General features: G+C 54.6%; 18 protein-coding genes. 14 read left to right on the top strand and 4 right to left on the bottom strand.

The window, feature by feature from the left end; translation table 11 throughout:
- Nucleotides 1-348: 348 nt before the first annotated feature.
- The 4 genes from feoA (at nucleotide 349) to F384_RS18515 (ending at nucleotide 4,301) form a co-directional block, all read left to right on the top strand.
- Nucleotides 349-576, top strand: a complete 228-nt coding sequence (gene feoA, locus F384_RS18500) for a ferrous iron transporter A (RefSeq protein WP_012908346.1) — start codon at nucleotides 349-351, stop codon at nucleotides 574-576.
- Between the two features lie 18 nt (nucleotides 577-594).
- The gene (gene feoB, locus F384_RS18505; protein WP_046491509.1) at nucleotides 595-2,916 is read left to right on the top strand and encodes a Fe(2+) transporter permease subunit FeoB; all 2,322 of its coding nucleotides are present in this window, start codon (nucleotides 595-597) and stop codon (nucleotides 2,914-2,916) included.
- A 9-nt stretch (nucleotides 2,917-2,925) separates the two neighbouring features.
- Nucleotides 2,926-3,162, top strand: a complete 237-nt coding sequence (feoC, locus tag F384_RS18510; RefSeq protein WP_046491511.1) for a [Fe-S]-dependent transcriptional repressor FeoC — start codon at nucleotides 2,926-2,928, stop codon at nucleotides 3,160-3,162.
- Nucleotides 3,163-3,350: 188 nt separating this feature from the next.
- Complete coding sequence (locus F384_RS18515) at nucleotides 3,351-4,301, top strand: Rpn family recombination-promoting nuclease/putative transposase (RefSeq protein WP_046491513.1); 951 nt, start codon at nucleotides 3,351-3,353, stop codon at nucleotides 4,299-4,301.
- Nucleotides 4,302-4,348: 47 nt separating this feature from the next.
- On the opposite strand, the gene bioH is transcribed toward F384_RS18515, so the two are convergent.
- Entirely contained in the window at nucleotides 4,349-5,119 is a 771-nt protein-coding gene (gene bioH / locus F384_RS18520) for a pimeloyl-ACP methyl ester esterase BioH (protein WP_046491514.1), read from the bottom strand.
- Nucleotides 5,120-5,156: 37 nt separating this feature from the next.
- On the opposite strand from bioH, the gene gntX reads away from it, so the two are divergent.
- From gntX to gntT, 3 genes are all read left to right on the top strand, one after another.
- Nucleotides 5,157-5,840 (top strand): DNA utilization protein GntX, encoded by a 684-nt coding sequence (gene gntX / locus F384_RS18525; protein ID WP_046491515.1) that lies wholly within the window; start codon nucleotides 5,157-5,159, stop codon nucleotides 5,838-5,840.
- Nucleotides 5,841-5,898: 58 nt separating this feature from the next.
- Nucleotides 5,899-6,474 (top strand): Fe-S biogenesis protein NfuA, encoded by a 576-nt coding sequence (gene nfuA / locus F384_RS18530; protein ID WP_046491516.1) that lies wholly within the window; start codon nucleotides 5,899-5,901, stop codon nucleotides 6,472-6,474.
- A 334-nt stretch (nucleotides 6,475-6,808) separates the two neighbouring features.
- The gene (gntT, locus tag F384_RS18535) at nucleotides 6,809-8,125 is read left to right on the top strand and encodes a gluconate transporter (protein ID WP_046491517.1); all 1,317 of its coding nucleotides are present in this window, start codon (nucleotides 6,809-6,811) and stop codon (nucleotides 8,123-8,125) included.
- Nucleotides 8,126-8,256: 131 nt separating this feature from the next.
- On the opposite strand, the gene malQ is transcribed toward gntT, so the two are convergent.
- A complete protein-coding gene (gene malQ, locus F384_RS18540) occupies nucleotides 8,257-10,344 on the bottom strand; it encodes a 4-alpha-glucanotransferase (RefSeq protein WP_046491519.1) in 2,088 nt (695 codons plus the stop codon).
- 9 nt (nucleotides 10,345-10,353) lie between these two features.
- Nucleotides 10,354-12,747: a maltodextrin phosphorylase gene (gene malP / locus F384_RS18545; protein ID WP_046491521.1), complete on the bottom strand. Its 2,394-nt coding sequence runs from the start codon at nucleotides 12,745-12,747 to the stop codon at nucleotides 10,354-10,356.
- A 597-nt stretch (nucleotides 12,748-13,344) separates the two neighbouring features.
- On the opposite strand from malP, the gene malT reads away from it, so the two are divergent.
- Entirely contained in the window at nucleotides 13,345-16,050 is a 2,706-nt protein-coding gene (malT, locus tag F384_RS18550; protein WP_046491523.1) for an HTH-type transcriptional regulator MalT, read from the top strand.
- Nucleotides 16,051-16,078: 28 nt separating this feature from the next.
- On the opposite strand, the gene F384_RS18555 is transcribed toward malT, so the two are convergent.
- The gene (locus tag F384_RS18555; RefSeq protein WP_046491525.1) at nucleotides 16,079-16,987 is read right to left on the bottom strand and encodes a LysR family transcriptional regulator; all 909 of its coding nucleotides are present in this window, start codon (nucleotides 16,985-16,987) and stop codon (nucleotides 16,079-16,081) included.
- Nucleotides 16,988-17,404: 417 nt separating this feature from the next.
- Between F384_RS18555 and F384_RS18560 the strand changes: the two genes are divergently transcribed.
- The 6 genes from F384_RS18560 (at nucleotide 17,405) to F384_RS18585 (ending at nucleotide 22,963) form a co-directional block, all read left to right on the top strand.
- Nucleotides 17,405-18,709, top strand: coding sequence for a CitMHS family transporter (locus tag F384_RS18560; RefSeq protein ID WP_046491527.1), 1,305 nt, complete (start codon nucleotides 17,405-17,407; stop codon nucleotides 18,707-18,709).
- Between the two features lie 34 nt (nucleotides 18,710-18,743).
- Complete coding sequence (locus F384_RS18565) at nucleotides 18,744-20,084, top strand: acyclic terpene utilization AtuA family protein (protein ID WP_046491529.1); 1,341 nt, start codon at nucleotides 18,744-18,746, stop codon at nucleotides 20,082-20,084.
- A complete protein-coding gene (locus F384_RS18570) occupies nucleotides 20,084-20,383 on the top strand; it encodes a hypothetical protein (protein ID WP_046491532.1) in 300 nt (99 codons plus the stop codon). Before F384_RS18565 ends, F384_RS18570 begins: the two co-directional genes overlap by 1 nt.
- 89 nt (nucleotides 20,384-20,472) lie before the next feature.
- Nucleotides 20,473-21,129, top strand: coding sequence for an acetate CoA-transferase subunit alpha (gene atoD / locus F384_RS18575; protein WP_046491534.1), 657 nt, complete (start codon nucleotides 20,473-20,475; stop codon nucleotides 21,127-21,129).
- Nucleotides 21,129-21,788: a 3-oxoacid CoA-transferase subunit B gene (locus F384_RS18580; protein ID WP_046491536.1), complete on the top strand. Its 660-nt coding sequence runs from the start codon at nucleotides 21,129-21,131 to the stop codon at nucleotides 21,786-21,788. Before atoD ends, F384_RS18580 begins: the two co-directional genes overlap by 1 nt.
- A complete protein-coding gene (locus tag F384_RS18585; protein ID WP_046491538.1) occupies nucleotides 21,785-22,963 on the top strand; it encodes an acetyl-CoA C-acetyltransferase in 1,179 nt (392 codons plus the stop codon). Before F384_RS18580 ends, F384_RS18585 begins: the two co-directional genes overlap by 4 nt.
- Nucleotides 22,964-23,004 lie beyond the last annotated feature (41 nt).

Here is a 23,004-nt window from a genome sequence, read left to right on the forward strand (position 1 = left end):
GAAACACCGTATCCGGCATATTTACACGGTTCGCTCTCACTACCTCACTCTATTTTTCACCTCATTAACAGATGAAACCTTAATTAAACATTAACAACCTTAATTTATTAAGAATTCAAATCATTTCACCTGGCGGTTATTATTTTTGAGCCATATCAAAAATGACGCAGATTATTATTCAAACCAACATTCCGTCACATTTAATCGGTTGAAGATAAAAACCATTCTCATTATCATTGTATTGTAGAATATTTAGTCTTTCCTTCGTTGGCTAATCATCTGGTCTCATGCCGCGCCACTTTGCCCCATGAGGTAAACATCCAGTTAGTAAGAAACAAGTAGGTTCTTATGCAATTTACTCCAGATACTGCGTGGAAAATTACCGGCTTTGCCCGCGAAATAAGTCCTGCATACCGTCAGAAACTGCTTTCCCTCGGCATGCTTCCGGGTTCTTCATTTAACGTGGTGCGCGTCGCTCCTTTAGGCGATCCCGTTCATATTGAAACACGTCGCGTTAGCCTGGTATTGCGTAAAAAAGACCTGGCATTATTAGAAGTGGAAGCGGTTTCCTGTTAATACAGTGAGTCTATAACGATGAAAAAATTAACCATTGGCTTAATTGGCAATCCAAATTCCGGCAAGACGACTCTGTTTAACCAACTGACCGGCGCCCGACAACGCGTAGGCAACTGGGCCGGGGTCACCGTGGAACGTAAAGAGGGACAATTCTCAACCACGGACCATCAGGTCACGCTGGTCGATCTGCCCGGCACGTATTCGCTCACCACCATCTCTTCACAAACCTCTCTGGATGAGCAGATTGCCTGCCACTACATTCTGAGCGGCGACGCCGACCTGTTAATTAACGTGGTAGATGCCTCAAACCTTGAGCGTAACCTTTATCTGACGCTGCAACTGCTTGAGCTGGGCATTCCCTGCATTGTCGCACTCAACATGCTCGACATTGCGGAAAAACAGCAAATCCGGATTGATATCGACGCCCTTTCAACCCGTCTTGGCTGTCCGGTAGTCCCGCTGGTTTCCACTCGCGGACGCGGTATCGAAGCGCTGAAGCTGGCGATTGACCGCCACAGTAAAAATGAAAACGTCGAACTGGTGCATTACGCCCGGCCGCTGCTGCGTGAGGCCGATAAACTGGCGAACGCAATGGCAAAAGAGATGCCAGCACAACAGCGTCGCTGGCTCGGTCTGCAAATGCTGGAAGGGGATATCTACAGCCGGGCATACGCTGGTGATGCCGCGGCGCAGCTGGAGATGTCGCTGGCGCATCTGAGCGATGAAATGGACGACCCGGCGCTGCATATCGCCGATGCGCGCTACCAGTGCATTGCGGCGATCTGCGACGTGGTGAGCAACACCCTGACGGCAGAGCCCAGCCGCTTTACCACGGCGGTGGACAGAATCATCCTCAACCGTTTTCTCGGTCTGCCAATCTTCCTGTTTGTGATGTACCTGATGTTCCTGCTTGCCATTAACATTGGCGGCGCGCTGGCTCCGATTTTTGATGCTGGCTCTGTGGCGATCTTTATTCACGGTATTCAGTGGATTGGCTATACCCTCCATTTCCCGGACTGGTTGACCATCTTCCTCGCACAAGGGCTTGGCGGTGGGATTAATACCGTTCTGCCGCTGGTCCCGCAGATCGGCATGATGTACCTGTTCCTCTCGTTCCTCGAAGACTCCGGTTACATGGCGCGAGCGGCGTTTGTGATGGACCGTCTGATGCAGGCGCTGGGTCTGCCGGGTAAATCGTTCGTCCCGCTGATTGTCGGCTTCGGCTGCAACGTACCGTCGGTGATGGGGGCTCGTACCCTGGATGCGCCACGCGAGCGTCTGATGACGATTATGATGGCGCCGTTCATGTCCTGTGGCGCGCGACTGGCAATTTTCGCCGTGTTTGCTGCGGCCTTCTTCGGGCAAAATGGCGCACTGGCGGTTTTCTCGCTGTACGTGCTGGGCATTGTGATGGCGGTACTCACCGGTCTGATGCTCAAACACACCATCATGCGTGGCGAAGCTTCTCCGTTTGTCATGGAGCTTCCGGTTTATCACGTCCCACATATCAAGAGTCTGATTATCCAGACCTGGCAGCGCCTGAAAGGATTTGTGCTGCGTGCCGGTAAAGTGATCGTCATCGTCAGCATCTTCCTGAGCGCGTTTAACAGCTTCTCGCTGAGCGGCAAGATTGTCGATAACATCAACGACTCCGCGCTGGCCTCCGTCAGCCGCGTCATCACCCCTATCTTCAAGCCGATCGGCGTGCATGAAGACAACTGGCAGGCAACGGTCGGATTGTTCACGGGCGCGATGGCAAAAGAAGTGGTGGTCGGCACGCTCAACACGCTCTATACCGCGGAAAATATTCAGGATGAGGCGTTTAATCCGGCTGAATTTAATCTGGGTGATGAACTGCTGAGCGCGCTGGATGAAACCTGGCAGAGCCTGAAAGACACCTTTAGCCTGAGCGTGCTGGCGAACCCTATCGAAGCCAGCAAAGGCGACGGCGAAATGGCGACCGGCGCAATGGGCGTAATGGATGCGAAATTTGGCAGCGCGGCAGCAGCCTACAGCTACCTGATTTTCGTCCTGCTGTACGTTCCGTGCATCTCGGTAATGGGGGCAATTGCCCGTGAATCCAGCCGCGGCTGGATGGGTTTCTCCATCCTGTGGGGTCTGAACATCGCCTACTCGCTGTCGACCGTGTTCTACCAGGTTGCCAGCTACAGCGAGCACCCGCGCTACAGTCTGGTCTGCATCCTGGCCGTGATCCTGTTTAACGTTGTGGTACTGGGGCTGTTGCGCCGGGCGCGGAGCCGGGTGAATGTCAACCTGCTGGCAACGCGGAAAAATGCCAGCGACTGCTGTGCCAGCGCGACCACCGGCGATTGCCACTAAGGTGTCACAATGGCCTCGCTAATTCAGGTTCGCGATTTACTGGCTTTGCAGGGACGCATGGAGGCAGAGCAAATCAGCCGTACTTTGCATACCCCGCAGCCAATGATCGACGCCATGCTCAATCAACTGGAAACGATGGGTAAAGCCATGCGGATTCAGGAAGAGCCTGACGGTTGTCTTTCCGGAAGCTGCAAAAGTTGCCCGGAAGGCAAAGCCTGCCTGCGTGAATGGTGGGCGTTGCGTTAAGTTTAAGCCGGATGGCGCGGTAAACGTCGCCATCCGGCATTTTGCGTACCGGGTTCCACAAAACTAAATCACGTTCAGCAAGACAACGATTTCCTCCTGCCCTCTTCGCATCGTTAACAACAGGGGGATGCTTTCTCCCCTCCTGCCAGATAGAGTCACGCCATCTTTTATTCCGGTGAGGGATCGCCATGAATACGGCCTCCAGCGCGACACCGCACGATGCAATCTTCAAAACATTTTTGAGCCACCCGGCGACCGCGCAGGATTTTCTTCAACTCCATCTTCCTGCCTCATTACGTTCGATTTGCGACCTGCAGACGCTGAAACTGGAATCGACGAGTTTTATTGAGGAAGCATTGCGCGCGTACTATTGCGATGTGCTGTGGTCACTAAAAACGTGCGAAGGAGAGGGGTATATCTATGTCGTTATTGAACATCAGAGTACCGCAGATCCGCATATGGCATTCCGTCTCATGCGCTACGCCATTGCGGCAATGCAACGACATCTGGATGCCGGCCACCAGACGCTCCCTCTGGTGATACCCATGCTGTTTTATCACGGTGCGGTCAGCCCCTACCCCTTTTCACTCTGCTGGCTGGACGAATTTGATGACCCGGAAGCCGCACGACGACTGTATGGTGCAGCTTTACCACTGGTGGATATTACCGTCGTTCCTGATGACGAGATTATGCAACATCGTCGTGTGGCACTACTGGAACTGGTACAAAAGCATATCCGGAAGCGGGATTTAATGGGATTAGTGGAAAAACTGGCGACTCTGCTTATTACGGGGCACGCTAATGACAACCAACTGAAAGCCCTGTTTAATTATCTGCTGCAGGCTGGTGACACCGATCGCTTTCGCGATTTTATACATGGCATGGCTGAACGATTACCCGAACACAAGGAGAGCTTGATGACTATCGCCGAGAGATTACGTCAGGAAGGGCATTGTAGTGGTCTTCAGGAGGGTCATATCAATGGATTACAAGAAGGACTGGAAAAGGGCTTGCAGCAGGGTAAACGCGAGGAAGCACTGCGTATCGCTACCACCATGCTGACTGATGGCATCGACCGCCACACCATTCTCAGAATCACCGGACTCACCGCCGATGACTTGATCACGCGAAACCATTAATCTCACGCCCGGCAAGGGGGTACACTTGCCGGACGTTTTTCCTCGTATTACAACTTTTGTTTCAGTGCCACCAGCGCCTGACAAAACGCATCAGGATGCGAAATAAACGGGGCATGCGCCGCCTTCGCAAAAATCAGCGATTCGCTCTCTGGCCACAGCGCATCAAGCAGCGGCACCACCTTGCGGGGAACGAGTCCGTCCAGATAGCCGTATAAACGCAGGAACGGTACCGTCAGCGATGTCAGCGACTCGCGCAGATCAACCGTCTTGAGGATCTCCAGCCCCCCGTTAAGCACATCCACCGGCGGCATTGGCAGCGCCAGTACGGTTTTCTTTAACGCGCGGGCATCCTGACGCGCCGTTTCCGTCCCCATCGTTTGCAGTGCCAGAAAACGCTCCACCGTCCGCTGGAAGTCTTCGCTGAGTTGCTGCTGGAATCCTGCGAGGACTTCGGGTTTGATCCCCGGCCACGCGTCACGCGCGCTGAAACAGGGTGATGATGCCACGGTCACCAGCGCCTGAACGCGCTCGGGATGGGTTAATGCCACCTGGCTTGCCACCAGTCCACCAAGACTCCAGCCAAGCCAGATAGCCTTTTCTGGCGCCTGCTTCAACACATGTTCCGCCATCTCCTCAAGCGCCATGGCCCCAAAACCCTGGCTGCGGCCATAGCCAGGTAAATCGACCAGATGCAGCGTGAAATGCGAGCTCAGTTCCTCGCTAATGCAATGCCACACCTCGGCGTTGAGTCCCCATCCGTGCAGCAGCACAAGATGACAATTTCCCTCACCACGGGTCTGCCACCAGATGTCATTCATCAGTTACTGTTCTCTTTTCGCCAACAAGGATGAACCTATGCTAACAGTACCGGGATTATGCTGGCTATGCCGAATGCCGCTGGCGCTCAGTCGTTGGGGGATCTGTTCCGTCTGTGAACGCGCAGTGCGTCGGCACGAACCGCTCTGCCCACGATGTGGACTCCCCTGCGCACATCCCACGCTTCCCTGTGGTCGCTGCCTGCAAAAGCCGCCGCCCTGGCAGCGACTGATTACCGTCAGCGACTACGCCCCGCCGCTCAGCACACTTATCCATCAGCTTAAGTTTTCCCGACGCAGCGACATCGCCCCCGCGCTGTCGCGCGTTCTGTTGCTGGAAGTGTTGCAGGCGCGTCGTCTGACCAGGCTGCCCCTGCCGGACAGGCTGATCAGCGTCCCCCTCTGGCAGCGCCGCCACTGGCGCAGAGGGTTTAATCAAAGCGATCTGTTGTGCCAGTCGCTGTCCCGCTGGCTGCACTGCCCCTGGGACAGTCGGAGCGTCACACGCATTCGTCCCACCGCCACTCAGCACCATCTCAGCGCCAGATTGCGCAAGCGTAACCTGAAAAATGCCTTTCGCCTTGAATTGCCGGTAAAGGGGCTCCATATGGTTGTTGTGGATGATGTCATCACGACCGGGAGTACCGTCGCGGAGGTAGCGCAGCTGCTTTTACGTAACGGCGCGGCGACTGTCCAGGTATGGTGCCTGTGTCGAACCTTGTAGAGCCTCGATGATGGGCGTATTATAACCAACTAAAATAGTCAACTATTAGGCCATTACTATGATCCATATTTCCGATGCTGCACAAGCGCACTTTGCCAAACTGCTGGCAAATCAGGAAGAAGGGACGCAAATCCGTGTATTTGTGATTAATCCCGGCACACCTAACGCTGAATGCGGTGTTTCTTATTGTCCGCCGGACGCCGTGGAAGCAACTGACACCGCCCTGAAATTTGACCTGCTGACCGCTTATGTTGATGAACTGAGTGCGCCTTATCTGGAAGAGGCTGAGATCGATTTTGTGACCGATCAGTTGGGCTCTCAACTGACGCTGAAAGCGCCGAACGCGAAAATGCGTAAAGTGGCTGACGATGCGCCGCTGATGGAGCGCGTGGAATATATGCTGCAATCGCAGATTAACCCGCAGCTTGCCGGTCACGGCGGTCGTGTTTCTCTGATGGAGATAACCGACGAAGGCTACGCGATTCTGCAGTTTGGCGGCGGCTGTAACGGCTGTTCCATGGTCGATGTCACCCTGAAAGAAGGGATCGAAAAGCAGTTGCTGAACGAGTTCCCGGAACTGAAAGGCGTTCGCGATCTGACCGAACACCAGCGCGGCGAACACTCTTACTACTAAGTTCTCTGTTCGCGTATTGCCCGATGCCGTTTGCGCTTATTGGGCAATACGCAATGGCTCGTCGACCTCTCGACGTCTTCTGCAACACTCTCTCCGATAATTTGACCTGCCTCTCATAATTTAAATTTTGCCTGTTGGGGTGATTCTCAATCACCCTATGTTACCCGTATCATTCATATGGGCACCAAACACACACTTAACATCCGACTAAACTAAATAGTTTTAAGGGTAATTCGTCGAGGTGCTGTTACGTCTCTGTTCCCGGTTGGGACAAACGGAGTTTGTCGTCAAAACATTGACGTTACCCATAACAAATTGAAAGGCCAGGTAAATCATGCCATTAGTCATCGTTGCTATCGGTGTAATCTTGTTATTACTCCTGATGATCCGCTTCAAAATGAACGGTTTCATCGCTCTCGTCCTGGTGGCGCTTGCTGTTGGATTGATGCAAGGAATGCCGCTGGATAAAGTTATTGGCTCCATCAAAGCCGGCGTCGGCGGTACCCTGGGAAGTCTTGCCCTGATTATGGGGTTTGGCGCCATGCTGGGCAAAATGCTGGCAGACTGCGGGGGTGCGCAACGTATCGCCACCACGCTGATTGCAAAATTTGGTAAGAAACACATTCAGTGGGCTGTGGTACTAACGGGCTTCACCGTCGGTTTTGCACTGTTCTATGAAGTGGGCTTTGTGTTGATGCTGCCGCTGGTCTTTACCATTGCCGCCGCCGCCAACATTCCGCTGCTGTATGTCGGGGTACCGATGGCTGCAGCGCTCTCCGTGACGCACGGCTTTCTGCCGCCGCACCCGGGTCCGACCGCTATCGCCACCATTTTCCATGCTGATATGGGTAAAACCCTGCTGTTCGGTACGATTCTGGCGATCCCGACCGTGATTCTGGCGGGTCCGGTCTTTGCCCGCTGCCTGAAAGGCATCGATAAACCCATTCCGGAAGGTCTGTACAGCGCGAAAACCTTCTCTGAAGAAGAGATGCCGAGCTTTGGCGTCAGCGTCTGGACTTCACTGGTTCCCGTTGTGCTGATGGCGATGCGCGCCATTGCAGAGATGATCCTGCCGAAAGGCCACGCCTTCCTGCCCGTTGCCGAGTTCTTCGGTGACCCGGTGATGGCAACCCTGATTGCGGTGCTGATCGCGATGTTCACCTTCGGTCTGAACCGTGGTCGTTCGATGGATCAGATTAACGATACGCTGATCTCTTCCATCAAAATTATCGCGATGATGCTGTTAATCATCGGCGGTGGCGGTGCGTTCAAGCAGGTACTGGTCGACAGTGGCGTGGATAAATACATTGCATCCATGATGAACGAAACCAACATCTCTCCGCTGCTGATGGCATGGTCTATCGCCGCTGTACTGCGTATCGCGCTGGGTTCGGCTACCGTTGCCGCTATTACCGCAGGTGGGATTGTCGCACCGCTGATCGCCACCACCGGCGTCAGCCCTGAGCTGATGGTTATTGCCGTCGGTTCCGGTAGCGTCATCTTCTCTCACGTGAACGATCCCGGCTTCTGGCTGTTCAAAGAGTACTTTAACCTGACTATCGGCGAGACCATCAAGTCCTGGTCGATGCTGGAAACCATTATCTCTGTCTGCGGCCTGATTGGGTGTCTGCTACTGGGAACAGTGGTTTAACCGAAACACCTTGTAGGCCGGTTAAGGCAAAGCCACCATCCGGCAATGTTCACCAGAATGGCCTGATGACGCTGCGCTTATCAGGCCTACGTGTTGTCACCATAAAAAAGCCGGGGAAATCCCCGGCTTTTTCACTTCTTCTTCGCGGCCGCTTTTCGCCGCTTATCCAGATCCTTAATCAGCTTGTTCACCCGTTCATCAGCAAACATCGCTTCAAGCGTGGCGGAAAGCTTACGACGCCAGTTTTTGTACTGTGAACTGGTCCCCGGAATGTTGACCGGTTCCGCCATATCCAGCCAGTCTTCCGGCTGCAACCCTAATAATGCGCTGTTACTGTCGGCAATATAACGCTGCATACCCCGATTGAGCGTCGGCGTCATCGCCATCAGCGAGGCCTTATGTCCGGCCCGTTTTGGCAGACAGCCGTATTTATGCAGCGCATCTAATAGCCCCTGCTTCGCCCGCTCACGGTCCTGATACAGTCCGCGCAGCACCACCTCATCAGGGTACAGCCCCAGCGCTTTACCGAGCGTCAGGTCGCCGCTGTCCCAATAGCCTTTGAGCGTAGGAAGATCATGCGTCGTCGCGACAGCCATTGATTGTTCCGGATACGCTTTCGGCGCACGGTAGTTCTTCTCATGGTCGTTCTCGAAATAGAGCACTTTGTAAGAGTACACGCCGCAGGTTCGCAGCTTGCCGACAATCTCCACCGGAACGGTACCCAGATCTTCACCAATCACCATGCAGTGATGACGCTGACTTTCCAGCGCCAGAATCGACAGCAGGTCGTCTACCGGATAGTGAACATAGGCGCCGTGGTCGGCGGTCTCACCGTAGGGGATCCACCACAGACGCAGCATCGACATGACGTGATCGATACGCAGCGCGCCGCAGCTTTGCATATTCGCCCGCAGGAGTTCGATAAACGGTTCATAGGCGCGCGCCGTGATGATATGCGGATCCATCGGCGGCAGGCCCCAGTTCTGACCGAGCGGACCGAGAATATCCGGCGGCGCGCCAACGGAGGCTTTCAGGCAATACAATTCGCGATCGCACCAGGTTTCCGACCCGCCTTCCGCCACGCCCACCGCCAGATCGCGATACAGGCCAATCGGCATCTTAAAGCCCTGACTGGTCTCCCAACAGGCGGCAAACTGAGTGTATGCCAGCCATTGCAGCCAGAGCCAGAAATCCACCTCATCACGATGCTCGAGGCAGAATTTTTTCACCTCCGGCGAATCAATCGACTGATAAGCCTTCGGCCAGACCGGCCAGCCCCAGCGCAGTTCGTCCTCTTTCACCTGATGGGCATGCAGCGCATCAAACGCCGCCTGCCAGTACAGGCTATCGCCTTCCTGAGCAACGAACGCCCGGAACGCCGCCATCTGCTCATCATCGCGCGCGGAAAACCCTTTCCACGCCATGCGCAGCGCCGTCATTTTTAGCGCGGTGACGGTGGAATAATCAACCCATTCGACATCCCGCGCCTGTTGCAGCGCTTTCTGCGTGGCGGGACTCTGCCACCAGGCCTGCGCCTCTTTACTCAGGTGAAAATCGTCCACGGCGTTCACGTCGATGTAAATGACGTTCAGCCAGCGGCGCGAAGATGGGCTGTACGGGCTGGCGCTTTCCGGGTTTGCCGGATAGAGCGCATGGATCGGGTTAAGACCGATAAACGCCCCTCCACGCTTCGCCACATCCACCAGCATCGACTTCAGATCGCCGAAGTCACCAATCCCCCAGTTGCGTTCTGAACGCAGCGTATACAACTGAACACAGGCACCCCAGAGTTTTTCTCCATCCAGCAGCGCCTGCGGCTCGTAGCAACGTTTTGGCGCCACGATGACGCGGCAATGGTGTCGCAATTCATCCTGCGTCAACGTCAGCGTGTGATAGCCCAGCGGCAGCTTTGTCGGCAGATTAAAGGATTTACCGCCAGTGGCATGCCCCTTAAACTGCTCTCCCTCTTCGGTGGTCAACAACCAGTTGAATTCACCGCGTCCTTCCACCGCCAGCGGCATCTTTTTGCCTGCGGTGTAGACCATTACATTCGGCACCGGCGTCACCGCCACTTTTGTGGCGGGGGCGGTATGGTGCATAGCATCCAACAAACGTCGCTTGGTTTCGGCACCAATTGACTGCGGTTTGCCGTGGGCATTGATATAATTGGGACTGATCCCCGCCGCCAGCGCGGCATTATCCAGACGTTTGTTATCCATCGCTCTTCCTTAGCGTTTTGCCTGCCAGATTCGGGTCTGATAATCGCGGATGGAGCGATCCGAGCTGAACATACCGCAGCGCGCGGAGTTCAGGATCGCCGCACGCGTCCAGGCCTCCTGGTCACGATACAACACATCCACCTGTTTCTGCGCCTCAACGTAGGCCGCAAAGTCCGCCATCACCAGATACGGATCGCCACCCTGCTTGCCCAGACTGTGCAGCATCTGGTCAAAGGCGTGCTTGTCACCGCCGCTGAATTTCCCACTTTCCAGTTCTTTCAGCACGGCATCGAGCACTTTATCCTTCTTGCGCCATTTCAGCGGATCGTAACCTTTGGCTTTCAGCGCCTTCACCTCTTCCACGGTATGACCAAAGATAAAGATATTCTCGTCACCCACTTTCTCGGCAATTTCCACGTTCGCGCCGTCCAGCGTACCGACCGTCAGCGCGCCGTTGAGCGCCAGCTTCATATTGCCGGTACCGGAAGCCTCTTTCCCCGCCGTGGAGATCTGCTCGGAGATATCCGCCGCCGGAATCAGCATTTCTGCCGCCGACACGCAGTAATCCGGCAGGAATACCACTTTCAGCTTGTCGCCGACTTTCGGGTCATTGTTGATGGTTTCCGCCACCTTGTTAATGGCAAAAATGATGTTTTTCGCCAGGTAATAACCCGGTGCCGCCTTCGCGCCAAACAGGAAGACGCGCGGCACGCGTTCTGCCTGCGGGTTTTCGCGGATCTCTTTATACAGCGCCAGGATATGCAGCAGGTTCAGGTGCTGACGCTTGTACTCGTGCAGACGCTTAATCTGAATGTCGAAAATCGCCTGCGGGTTAATCTCAATCCCGGTGCGGACCTTCACAAACTCGGCCAGACGCACCTTATTCGCCTGCTTGATATCACGCCAGGTTTTGCGGAATTTGGCATCGTCGGCGTACTTCTCAAGGTTGATCAACTGGTCGAGATCGTTCGCCCACTCTTTCTTCAGCGTTTTATCAAACAATGCGGCCAGTTCCGGGTTGCACTGCTTGATCCAGCGGCGCGGCGTGATGCCGTTGGTCACGTTATGGAATTTGTTCGGCCAAAGCTGGTGATATTCCGGGAACAGATCCTTCACCACCAGATCGGAGTGCAGCGCAGCAACGCCATTAACCGCAAAGCCGCTGACCACGCACATGTTCGCCATGCGCACCTGTTTGTCGTGGACCACCGCCAGCTTCGCCCAAACCTGCTTGTCGCCAGGCCAGGTTTTATCGACCAGCGTCTTAAAGCGATCGTTAATCTCTTTGATAATCTGCATGTGGCGCGGCAGCAGCGCCTTCACCAGCTTCTCATCCCAGCACTCCAGCGCTTCTGGCATCAGGGTATGGTTGGTATAAGCGAAGGTTTTGCTGGTGATTGCCCAGGCGTCATCCCAGCTCATCTGGTGTTCGTCAAGCAGCACACGCAGCAGTTCCGGAATCGCAATCGTCGGGTGGGTATCGTTCAGTTGAATGACTTCGTAATCCGCCAGTTCATGCAGTTTACGGCCAGCCAGATGATGGCGGCGCAGAATATCGGCTACCGAGCAGGCGCACTGGAAGTATTGCTGCATCAGACGCAGCTTCTTACCCGCCGTGTGGTTGTCGTTCGGGTAAAGCACTTTGGTCAGTTTATCGGCGTCGATCCCCTGCTGTTCTGCACGCAGGAAATCGCCGTCATTAAATTTGGTCAGGTTAAACGGATGCGCATGGGTGGCCTGCCACAGACGCAGCGGTTGCGCCACGCCGTTACGGTAGCCCAGCACCGGCAGATCCCATGCCTGCCCAGTAATAACAAAGCCGGGTTCCCAGCGGCCCTCTTTTGTCACCTTGCCGCCAATACCGACCTGCACATCAAGCTGCTCATTATGACGGAACCACGGATAGCTACCGCGATGCCAGTCATCCGGCGCTTCCATTTGCTGACCGTCGGCAAACGACTGACGGAACAGACCGTACTGATAGTTCAGACCGTAGCCGGTGGCAGACTGCCCCACTGTCGCCATCGAGTCCAGGAAGCAGGCGGCAAGACGCCCTAATCCCCCGTTGCCCAACGCCGGGTCAGTCTCCTCTTCCAGCAGATCGGTCAGGTTGACGTCGTGCGCCTTCAGCGCGTCGCTCACCGCCTGATACCAGCCCAGGTTAAGCAGGTTATTTCCCGTCAGGCGACCAATCAGGAACTCCATGGAGATGTAGTTCACATGGCGCTGATTTTTCGCCGGTTTCGCCACAGGTTGTGCACTGAGGAGTTCCGCCAGTGCGCCACTGACGGCGTGCCACCATTGACGAGACGTCATCTCGTGAGCTGACAGTAAACCGAAATGCTGCCACTGACGCGTCAGGGCTGCCTGAAATTGCTCTTGATTGAAGGTAGGCTGTGACATAGGAGTTCCGGGTCCTTTGGTAAAATACAACGTTATCGCTAGTTTGCCAGGCTCAATGTTGACCTTCCTCATCCCACTCTGGATTAGGCAGGGAGGAGTAGTGGGGATGAGCGAAAAAGTGTGATCGCCGCCACTTAAAGGTAGTGTACTGGATGAGGATGGGTGACGATTTCACCGCACGACAGGCAAGGTTAACACCGGACAATGACAAAAATTCAGAAGGGACTCATCCGATATATGTTAATTGAGAAATAGTTTCTAACCTGAAATATCAAGAGGCTGTTGGAATAATCGTACTGATATTAATTTCCCGGCATGTTATAGGGCCACTTTCGCTAAAAAAGTCAAAGACCACAGGAATAAAATAGCCCCATTTCACCCCGTAGAATCCCCCTCCAACCCAGACAGTTTGCGCCTTGCGCGCGATTGAAAGCGGTTTCTGTCATAGTTATAAAGATTTGTGACAGAGTGCAAATTCAGAAACACAAAAAGGCCTCTTAACTTGCAATAAGGCGCTTTCTGGCCGACCTTATATCTATTAATTACGAAGCGCAAAAAAAATCGCAGTCCCCCATTTTCCACAGTGAAGTGCTAACTATGTTGATTCCGTCTAAACTCAGTCGTCCGGTTCGTCTCGACCATACGGTGGTTCGTGAGCGCCTGTTGGCTAAACTTTCCGGCGCGAACAATTTCAGGCTGGCCCTGGTAACAAGTCCTGCAGGTTATGGGAAGACCACGCTCATTTCACAATGGGCTGCCGGAAAAAATGAGCTCGGCTGGTACTCGCTGGATGAAGGCGACAATCAGCAGGAGCGTTTTGCCAGCTATCTGATTGCCGCGATACAGCAGGCTACCAACGGTCATTGCACCACCAGTGAAGTGATGGTGCAAAAACGTCAGTATGTCAGTCTGACCTCGCTTTTCGCGCAGCTCTTTATTGAGCTGGCGGAGTGGGATCGCCCGCTGTATCTGGTCATCGACGACTACCACCTGATCACTAACCCGGTGATTCATGAATCCATGCGCTTCTTCCTGCGCCATCAGCCTGAAAATCTCACGCTGGTGGTGTTGTCGCGTAACTTACCGCAGTTGGGGATTGCCAACCTGCGCGTGCGCGATCAGCTTCTGGAGATAGGCAGTCAGCAACTGGCTTTTAATCACCAGGAAGCAAAACAGTTTTTTGACCGCCGCTTGTCCTCTCCCATTGAAGCCGCTGAAAGCAGTCGGATGTGTGACGATGTGGCGGGCTGGGCGACGGCATTACAGCTCATTGCCCTCTCTGCGCGGCAGAACAACCACTCTGCGCACCAGTCGGCACGCCGTCTGGCAGGCATTAACGCCAGCCATCTCTCGGATTATCTGGTCGATGAAGTGCTGGACAGCGTCGATGTCAGCACCCGTCACTTCCTGTTGAAAAGCGCGGTGTTACGCTCAATGAACGACGCGCTGATCGTTCGCGTGACCGGTGAAGAGAACGGTCAGATGCGGCTGGAAGAGATCGAGCGCCAGGGACTTTTCCTGCAACGGATGGATGACTCCGGTGAATGGTTCAGCTACCACCCGCTGTTTGGCAGTTTCCTGCGTCAGCGCTGCCAGTGGGAACTGGCGACAGAGCTACAGGATATCCATCGCGCCGCCGCAGAGAGTTGGATGGCGCAAGGTTTCCCCAGTGAAGCCATCCACCATGCGCTGGCGGCAGGCGATGCGCATATGCTGCGCGATATCCTGCTTAACCACGCATGGGGATTGTTTAACCACAGCGAACTGGCGCTGCTGGAAGAGTCGTTAAAAGCGCTGCCGTGGGAAAGTCTGCTGGAAAACCCGCGTCTGGTGTTGCTACAGGCCTGGCTGATGCAGAGCCAGCACCGCTACAGCGAAGTGAACACCCTGCTGGCCCGCGCTGAACAAGAGATTCAGGGCGTGATGGACAGTACGCTGCACGCCGAGTTTAACGCGCTCCGCGCTCAGGTGGCGATCAACGACGGAAATCCCGATGAGGCCGAGCATCTGGCAAAACTGGCGCTGGATGAGTTGCCCATCGCCTTGTACTACAGCCGTATTGTGGCGACCTCGGTACACGGCGAAGTGCTGCACTGTAAGGGCGATCTCTCTCGCTCGTTAACGCTGATGCAGCAAACTGAACAGATGGCGCGTCATCATGATGTCTGGCACTACGCGCTCTGGAGCTTGATCCAGCAGAGTGAAATTCTCTTTGCCCAGGGATTTTTGCAGGCCGCCTGGGAAACCCAGGAGAAAGCGTTCCAGTTGATTAAAGATCAGCATCTGGAGCAGTTGCCCATGCACGAGTTCCTGGTGCGCATTCGTGCCCAACTGCTGTGGGCGTGGGCGCGACTGGACGAATCGGAAGCCTCTGCGCGCAGCGGCATCGAAGTGCTCTCCGCCTTTCAGCCGCAGCAGCAGCTACAGTGCCTGGCACTGCTGGTGCAGTGCTCGCTGGCCCGTGGCGATCTGGACAATGCCCGCAGCCATCTTAACCGTCTGGAGAATCTGCTTGGCAACGGCCACTACCATAGCGACTGGATCTCAAACGCCGATAAGGTTCGGGTGATCTACTGGCAGATGACTGGCGATAAAAAGTCGGCCGCCAACTGGTTGCGCCAGACGCCAAAACCGGAGTTTGCCAACAACCACTTCCTGCAAGGCCAGTGGCGCAATATCGCCAGAGCGCAAATTCTGCTGGGCGAATTTGAGCCCGCAGAGATAGTCCTGGAAGAGCTGAATGAAAACGCGCGCAGCCTGCGTCTGATGAGCGACCTGAACCGTAACCTGCTACTGCTTAACCAGTTGTACTGGCAGGCCGGACGCAAAAATGACGCTCAGCGCGTGCTGCTTGATGCCCTGCAATTAGCCAATCGCACCGGATTCATCAGCCATTTCGTGATTGAAGGTGAGTCGATGGCGCAACAGTTACGCCAGCTTATTCAACTGAATACATTGCCGGAACTGGACCAGCACCGCGCGCAGCGCATTCTGCGTGAAATCAACCAGCATCACCGCCACAAGTACGCCCACTTTGACGAAGGCTTTGTGGAGCGCCTGCTGAATCATCCGGAAGTGCCGGAGCTTATCCGCACCAGTCCGCTGACGCAGCGTGAATGGCAGGTTCTGGGGCTGATTTATTCCGGCTACAGCAACGAACAAATCGCGGGCGAACTGGCGGTGGCGGCGACCACTATCAAGACGCATATCCGTAATCTGTATCAGAAACTCGGCGTGGCGCACCGTCAGGATGCGGTACAACACGCACAGCGACTGCTGAAAATGATGGGTTATGGGGTGTAACGTCACCGGTTTTTCGCTGGCGTTAACCTCACATATGTTCTGACGCGAACTGATGCGCCTGGCAGGTAATGAATTCCGCAAACGCCGTGACGCCAGGTGCAGGATGTCGCCCCTTCGGCGTCACCAGATAGATTGCCCGTTCCAGCGCCAGGTCTTCAAACGGTAAAATCACGATATCTTTATGGTTGAACTGGAACAGGGTTAATCCGGTCGTAATACTGATCCCGTAATTGGCAGCGATCAGGCCCATCATCGTAGTGAGTTGTCGTACTTCCAGTTGATAATCAAAACTCATGGCCAGATTTTCGCAGAGCTTATCGGTGTACTGCCGAATGCTGGTCCCGACGCTGAAAGCAATAAAGGGATAATCGCAGACCTGACTGAGCGATACTGAAGATTGTTGTGCCAGAGGATGTTCGCGATGACAGAGCAGATAAAACTTATCCGAGAATAATAGCGTCGAATCGAACGTGGTCAGCGAGGGTTGCCCGGCGGTTAATGCCATGTCCGCCTGACCATCCAGCAAGGCCTTCAGACAACGATCCCACTGGGTATCGATCAGTTTCACATTACTCTGCGGCTCCTTCTTACTGTATTTCACCAGTATTTCAGGTAACCACTCCACCGCCAGCGAAGGCAACACCGCGAGGGTGATATCGTTGCGGTTACCCGCCACCCGGTCTTTGATTTCCCCCACCGCATCGTCGTGGCTCTGAACAATATTGCGCGCCAGATCGAGAAAATGAATGCCATCCGCATTCAGCAACACTCGCCGCGTATCTCTGTCGAATAGCCGGTAGCCGATTTCCTCTTCCAGTGATGCAATCAGGGTACTAAACGCGGGCTGAGAAAGGTTAAACCGCCGGGCCGCCTGAGTAAAACTATCAGCCTCACTTAATATTAAGAATGCCCTGAGTTGCTTAATCGAAAGATTCATTTCACACTCCTGCCATCGGAATCATTAATTATTTTATCGGTTTTTAAAATGAATAAAAGGCAGTTAATTTCTTTTTATGACTCACCCCACATTAACCGCATTTTAATTTCGATTAACGGGTCCATCCTCACTAAAGTCGTTTAAGCAGAAAAAATCCAATACACTAAATAACCATATGTTTACAATGGTATTTTTATATTCAAACAAATTTGCTATAACGTTATTTCTATCTCAAATAATAGCATTAACCCTTGCATCAAATGACTCCATCGGATTTACAAATTAGTCCCACCTGGCACACTGTGATAAAAATTAATGCATTGATAAAACATATAACCCTCTGCACAAAGTTAACATTGTATTTACTTTCATACATTCCGAAGCAGATAAATTTATAAAAATATTAAGGAGAAACACATGCTGGCGCTAATAGGTGTGCTTACCATAGCCACCTTATTATTTTTTATCATGTCTAAAAGGATGTCACCCCTGGTTGCCCTGATCGTCATTCCGGTGATTGGCGCGTTGGCTGCAGGCTGCGGAACGGATACGGCAAAATATGTGGTCGAAGGCATCACAAAACTGGCCCCGATGGCAGCGATGTTTGTCTTTGCGATCGCCTTTTTTGGCGTCGTGACGGATGCCGGGATGTTTGATCCTATCGTGCGCGGCATTTTGCGCTTCGTCGGGACCAACCCGGTTAAAATCATCATCGGAACGGGCCTTCTGGCGCTCATCGCCCACCTTGACGGTAATGGCGCGGTAACCTTCTTAATTACGGTCCCTACCATGCTGCCACTGTTCAATCGCCTCGGTATGGACAAACGGATCCTGCTTGGCATTGTTGCGCTCAGCGCCGGGGTTAACTTTTTACCCTGGACCGGACCGATGATTCGCGCCTCTGCCGCGTTGAACGTCACCACTCATGACCTCTTTATCCCGCTCATTCCGGCGCAGCTCGCGGGTCTGGGTTTTATGGTCGTGATGGGTTGGTACTGGGGTAAACGCGAAGAGAAACGCCTTGGCGCAGCCCACTTTGCCGCGGCCGCAGGCGATTTCTCGCATCATAAGGAACTGACCGAGCAGGAAAAAGTCCTGCGTCGTCCGCATCTTTTCTGGATCAACATCGCGCTGGTCATCGCCGTGATCGGCACGATGGTCTTCACCCGTATCTCCCCCACCGTCGCCTTCATGATCGCCCTGACGCTGGCGCTGATGATCAACTATCCGAATGTTGAAATGCAGAAAGAACGGATCAACGCCCACGCCAAAGCGGCGCTGATGATGGCCAGTATCCTGTTCGCAGCAGGGGCATTTACCGGGATCATGGGCGGTGCGGGCATGCTGAAAGCGATGTCTCATGCTGCGGTGGAGTTTATGCCTGCGGCGCTGGCGTCCCATATTCCGTTCATCGTCGGCCTTATCTCGATGCCGCTGTCGCTGATTTTCGATCCCGACTCTTACTACTTCGGCATTATGCCTGTCGTCGCACATACCGTGGACATCATGGGTATCCCCGCCATTCAGGTCGCTCAGGCGTCGGTGCTGGGTCAGATGACCACCGGCTTCCCGGTCAGCCCACTGACCCCGGCGACCTTCCTGTTGGTCAGCCTTGCCAGTGTCGACCTCGCGGATCACCAAAAATTCTCTATCCCGGTCCTGTGGGCAGCCAGCGTCATTATGACCTTTGCCGCCGCCCTCACCGGCGTCTTCCCGATTTAACAGCACATTTCTTGTGACGAATTAAGGACATAAAATGAAAACAATTCGAATTGGTTCCGGAGCAGGCTACGCAGGCGATCGCATTGAGCCTGCGGTTGAACTGGCCGAAAAAGGGGAACTGGATTATCTGGTGTTTGAATGTCTGGCAGAGCGCACCATCGCCATTGGACAAAAACAGAAACAACAGGATCCGAACAAAGGCTATAACGAACTGCTCGACGCGCGGATGCGCGCGGTGTTACCGACCTGTCACGCCAAAAGCGTGCGGATCATCTCTAACATGGGTTCTGCCAACCCGGTCGCCGCCGGAAAAGCGGTGCTGAAGATAGCTCAGGAACTGGGTCTGCATGGCCTTAAAGTCGCGGTAGTCACTGGCGATGAAGTGTTGTCACTCATTCAGTCGATGGATCTGACGCTGGATGAAGCCGGTGTCCCCGTTTCTCGCTTTGAAAAACCCTTACTTTCCGCAAACGCGTATTTAGGTACGGCGGGGCTACTGGAAGCGCTTGATTCCGATGCGGATGTGGTGATCGCCGGACGCGTCGCTGACCCTTCTCTCTTCCTTGCGCCGATGATGCATGAATTCAACTGGGCCGCTGATGACTGGCAGCATCTGGGGATGGGAACCTGTATCGGTCATCTTCTGGAGTGCGCGGGACAAATCACCGGCGGATATTATGCCGATCCGGGGGTGAAGGATGTCCCTAATCTGGCACACCTCGGTTTTCCGCTGGCTGAAGTCAGTGAAGATGGCAACGCCACCATTACCAAAGTGGCCGGTTCCGGTGGGCTGGTCACCGAAGACACCTGCAAAGAGCAACTACTGTACGAAATCCACCGACCGGATCGTTATCTCACCCCTGATGTGGTCGCTGACTTTAGCCATGTGCGTTTCAGCCAGTGCGGTCCGGATGCCGTGCGGGTTACCGGCGCGACGGGTGCGCCACGAACCGAAACGCTGAAAGTGTCAGTGGGTTATCAGGATGGCTTTATCGGTGAAGGTGAAATTTCCTACGCCGGTCCGGGCGCGGTAAATCGCGGCCGTCTCGCTCTCGATATCGTGCGTGAGCGCTTCGCAATTTGCCACGTTAATCTAGAGGAAACGCGTTACGACCTCATTGGCGTTAATGCGCTGCATGGTGAAACGCGCGGTCAGTACAGCGCTCCCTATGAAGTGCGCGCCCGTGTTGCTGCCCGCTGTGCCACCCGTGCGCAGGCGGTTACCGTCGGTAACGAAGTGGAAACGCTCTATACCAACGGCCCAGCGGGCGGCGGCGGCGTCATGAAATCCGTAAAAGAAATCCTGGCCATGGATTCCACTCTTATTCCGCGTCAATGCGTTCAACACCACGTTACCGTACTGGAGAATAAATAATGAAATTACGTGAAATCGCTCATTCCCGTACCGGAGATAAAGGAAATATTTCCAATATTTCATTAATTGCCTGGCGCCCGGAAGATTATGCCACGCTGGCAGAACAGGTCACCGCCGAAAAAGTCAAAGCCTGGTTTGGCGATATCGTACAGGGCGAGGTGATTCGTTATGAATTACCGGAACTCGGCGCGCTGAATTTCGTGATGCATAAAGCGCTGGGAGGTGGCGTCACTCGCTCACTGGCGCTGGATATGCACGGCAAAGGGCTGAGCTCGGCGTTACTGGATATGCCCATTTAATTTTTTCGGACACCAACATCCTCACGCTTCGGCGGGATTTCATTATCCCGCCAGAGGATCCCTGTCCTCAAAACAGCAAGTACACCATTATGCAAAACAAAAGAATAACGGCGGATAAATTCCGCGAATTATTACACGACGGCATGAGCATTATGTTTGGCGGCTTCATGGGCGTCGGGACGCCGGAATATCTGGTGGCAGAAATTATGCGTTCCGGGGTGAAAGAATTAACGATTATCGGCAATGACACCGCATTTGTCGATAAAGGCATTGGCCCCCTGATTTCTAACGGCCAGGTCAAAAAAGTGATCGCCTCTCATATTGGCACCAACCCGGAAACCGGTAAGAAAATGATTTCCGGTGAACTCGATGTTCAGTTAGTGCCGCAAGGAACGCTCGCCGAGCAGATCCGTGCGGGCGGAGCCGGACTGGGGGGATTCCTCACGCAAACCGGGCTGGGCACGGTGGTGGAAGAAAATAAACAAACGCTACTGGTCAATGGTGAGAAATGGCTGCTGGAACAACCTCTGCGCGCCGATCTCGCCATTCTTCTCGCCAGTCATGCCGATGAGGCCGGCAATCTCACCTATGACCTGACCGCCCGCAACTTCAACCCGGTGATGGCTCTGGCCGCCGATGTGGTCGTGGCCGAAACCCGCGACATCGGCGCGTTGGGAAGTATTCCTCCTGTGCACGTCATCACTCCAGGCGCGCTGGTGGATCATCTGTTCATGGAGGCCCAGTGATGAACGCAAAAGAACGTATTGCCCGCCGCGTGGCGCAGGAGTTACACGATGGCGACGTCGTCAATCTGGGCATTGGCCTGCCGACGCAGGTCGCGAACTACCTGGCCGAGGATATTCAGGTCACGTTGCAGTCGGAAAATGGTTTTCTTGGCCTCGGCCCTCTGGACGAGGTGAATGCCTGTCTCGTCAATGCAGGCGGTCAGCCCTGCGGCATGATCCCCGGCGCGGCAATGTTCGACAGTTGCTTCTCCTTCGCCCTTATTCGCGGGGGACATGTGGATGTCTGCGTGCTCGGCGGTTTGCAGGTCGATGAACACGGAAGCCTCGCCAACTGGATGGTGCCCGGAAAAATGGTGCCCGGTATGGGCGGGGCAATGGACCTCGTGGCGGGAGCCAAAAAAGTCATTATCGCGATGGAGCACTGCGCTAAAAATGGCGAGCCAAAGCTGCTGCACCGCTGCAGTTACCCCTTAACGGCGGTTGGCAAAGTCAGCAAAGTCATCACCGAACTTGCCGTATTCAGCTTTGTGAACGGCGAAATGATCCTCGACGAAATCAGCGACACCATCACGCTTGATGAACTTCGTGCACGTACGGAAGCAAACTTCCGTGTTTGTGCACACCTGAAAACAATGCAGCCCGTGGAGGCTCTGGCATGAACGATTCCATTGTTATTGTGAGTGCGAAACGCACCCCTATTGGTAAATTTGCCGGCAGCCTGGCAGACGTCCCGGCGGTGATGCTGGGCGCGACGAGCGTGCGGGCAAACCTGCTGGATCTTCCGTCGGATATCAACATTGACGAGGTGATCCTCGGTAACGTGTTACAGGCCGGATTAGGGCAAAACCCGGCCCACCAGGTGACGCATCATGCAGGCTTAGCGGAGAGCGTTCCGTCATTCACGGTCAATAAAGTCTGCGGCTCCGGCCTGAAAACCGTCGTGCTGGGCGCACAGTCCATTTTGAGTGGCGACAATCAGACCTGTATCGTCGGCGGGATGGAAAACATGAGTGCCGCCCCCTACCTGCTGGCCCGCGCGCGCCAGGGGTATCGTATGGGCAACGGTGAACTGACAGACGTGATGATCCACGACGGGCTCTGGTGCGCCTTCAATGATTACCACATGGGGATCACGGCGGAAAATATTGCCAAACGCTATCACTTAAGCCGCGAAGAGCAGGATCAGGTGGCGCTGGCATCACAGCAAAAAGCGATAGCCGCGATCAACGCGGGCTATTTCAGGCAGGAAATCGTGCCGGTAACCCTGAAGCGTAAAAAAGAGGTCTGTCTGTTTGATACCGATGAGTTTCCGCGTCCGGAAACCGATGCGGGTTCGCTGGCGAAACTGCGTCCGGCCTTTGAAAGTACGGGGACCGTCACCGCAGGCAATGCCTCCGGCATCAATGATGCGGCGGCGACGCTGGTCCTGATGTCCGAACGCGCTGCACGTGCACATGGGATAACCCCGTTAGCGCGTCTGAAAAGCTGGGCGTCGGCTGGGGTTGACGCCAGCATGATGGGACTCGGCCCTATACCGGCGACAAAACGGGCGCTGGAAAAAGCCAAAATGACGGTCAGCGACCTGGATTTAATCGAAGCCAACGAAGCCTTTGCCGCGCAGTATCTGGCGGTTGCCCGCGAGCTCGACTTCCCGGAAGAGAAAGTGAACGTCAACGGCGGCGCAATCGCGCTGGGCCATCCTATTGGCGCAAGCGGCGCACGGATTCTGGTGACGCTGGTTCACGCGTTGCAGCAGCGTAATAAATCCACCGGGCTGGCAACGCTGTGCATCGGCGGGGGTCAGGGGATTGCCGTGATTGTTGAGCGTCTGTAAGCGCGTCATCCACAGGTCCCCGGCACGCCGGGGACGGTTTC

This window comes from Citrobacter amalonaticus Y19, assembly GCF_000981805.1.
In the GTDB taxonomy this organism is placed as follows: Bacteria; Pseudomonadota; Gammaproteobacteria; order Enterobacterales; family Enterobacteriaceae; genus Citrobacter_A; species Citrobacter_A amalonaticus_C.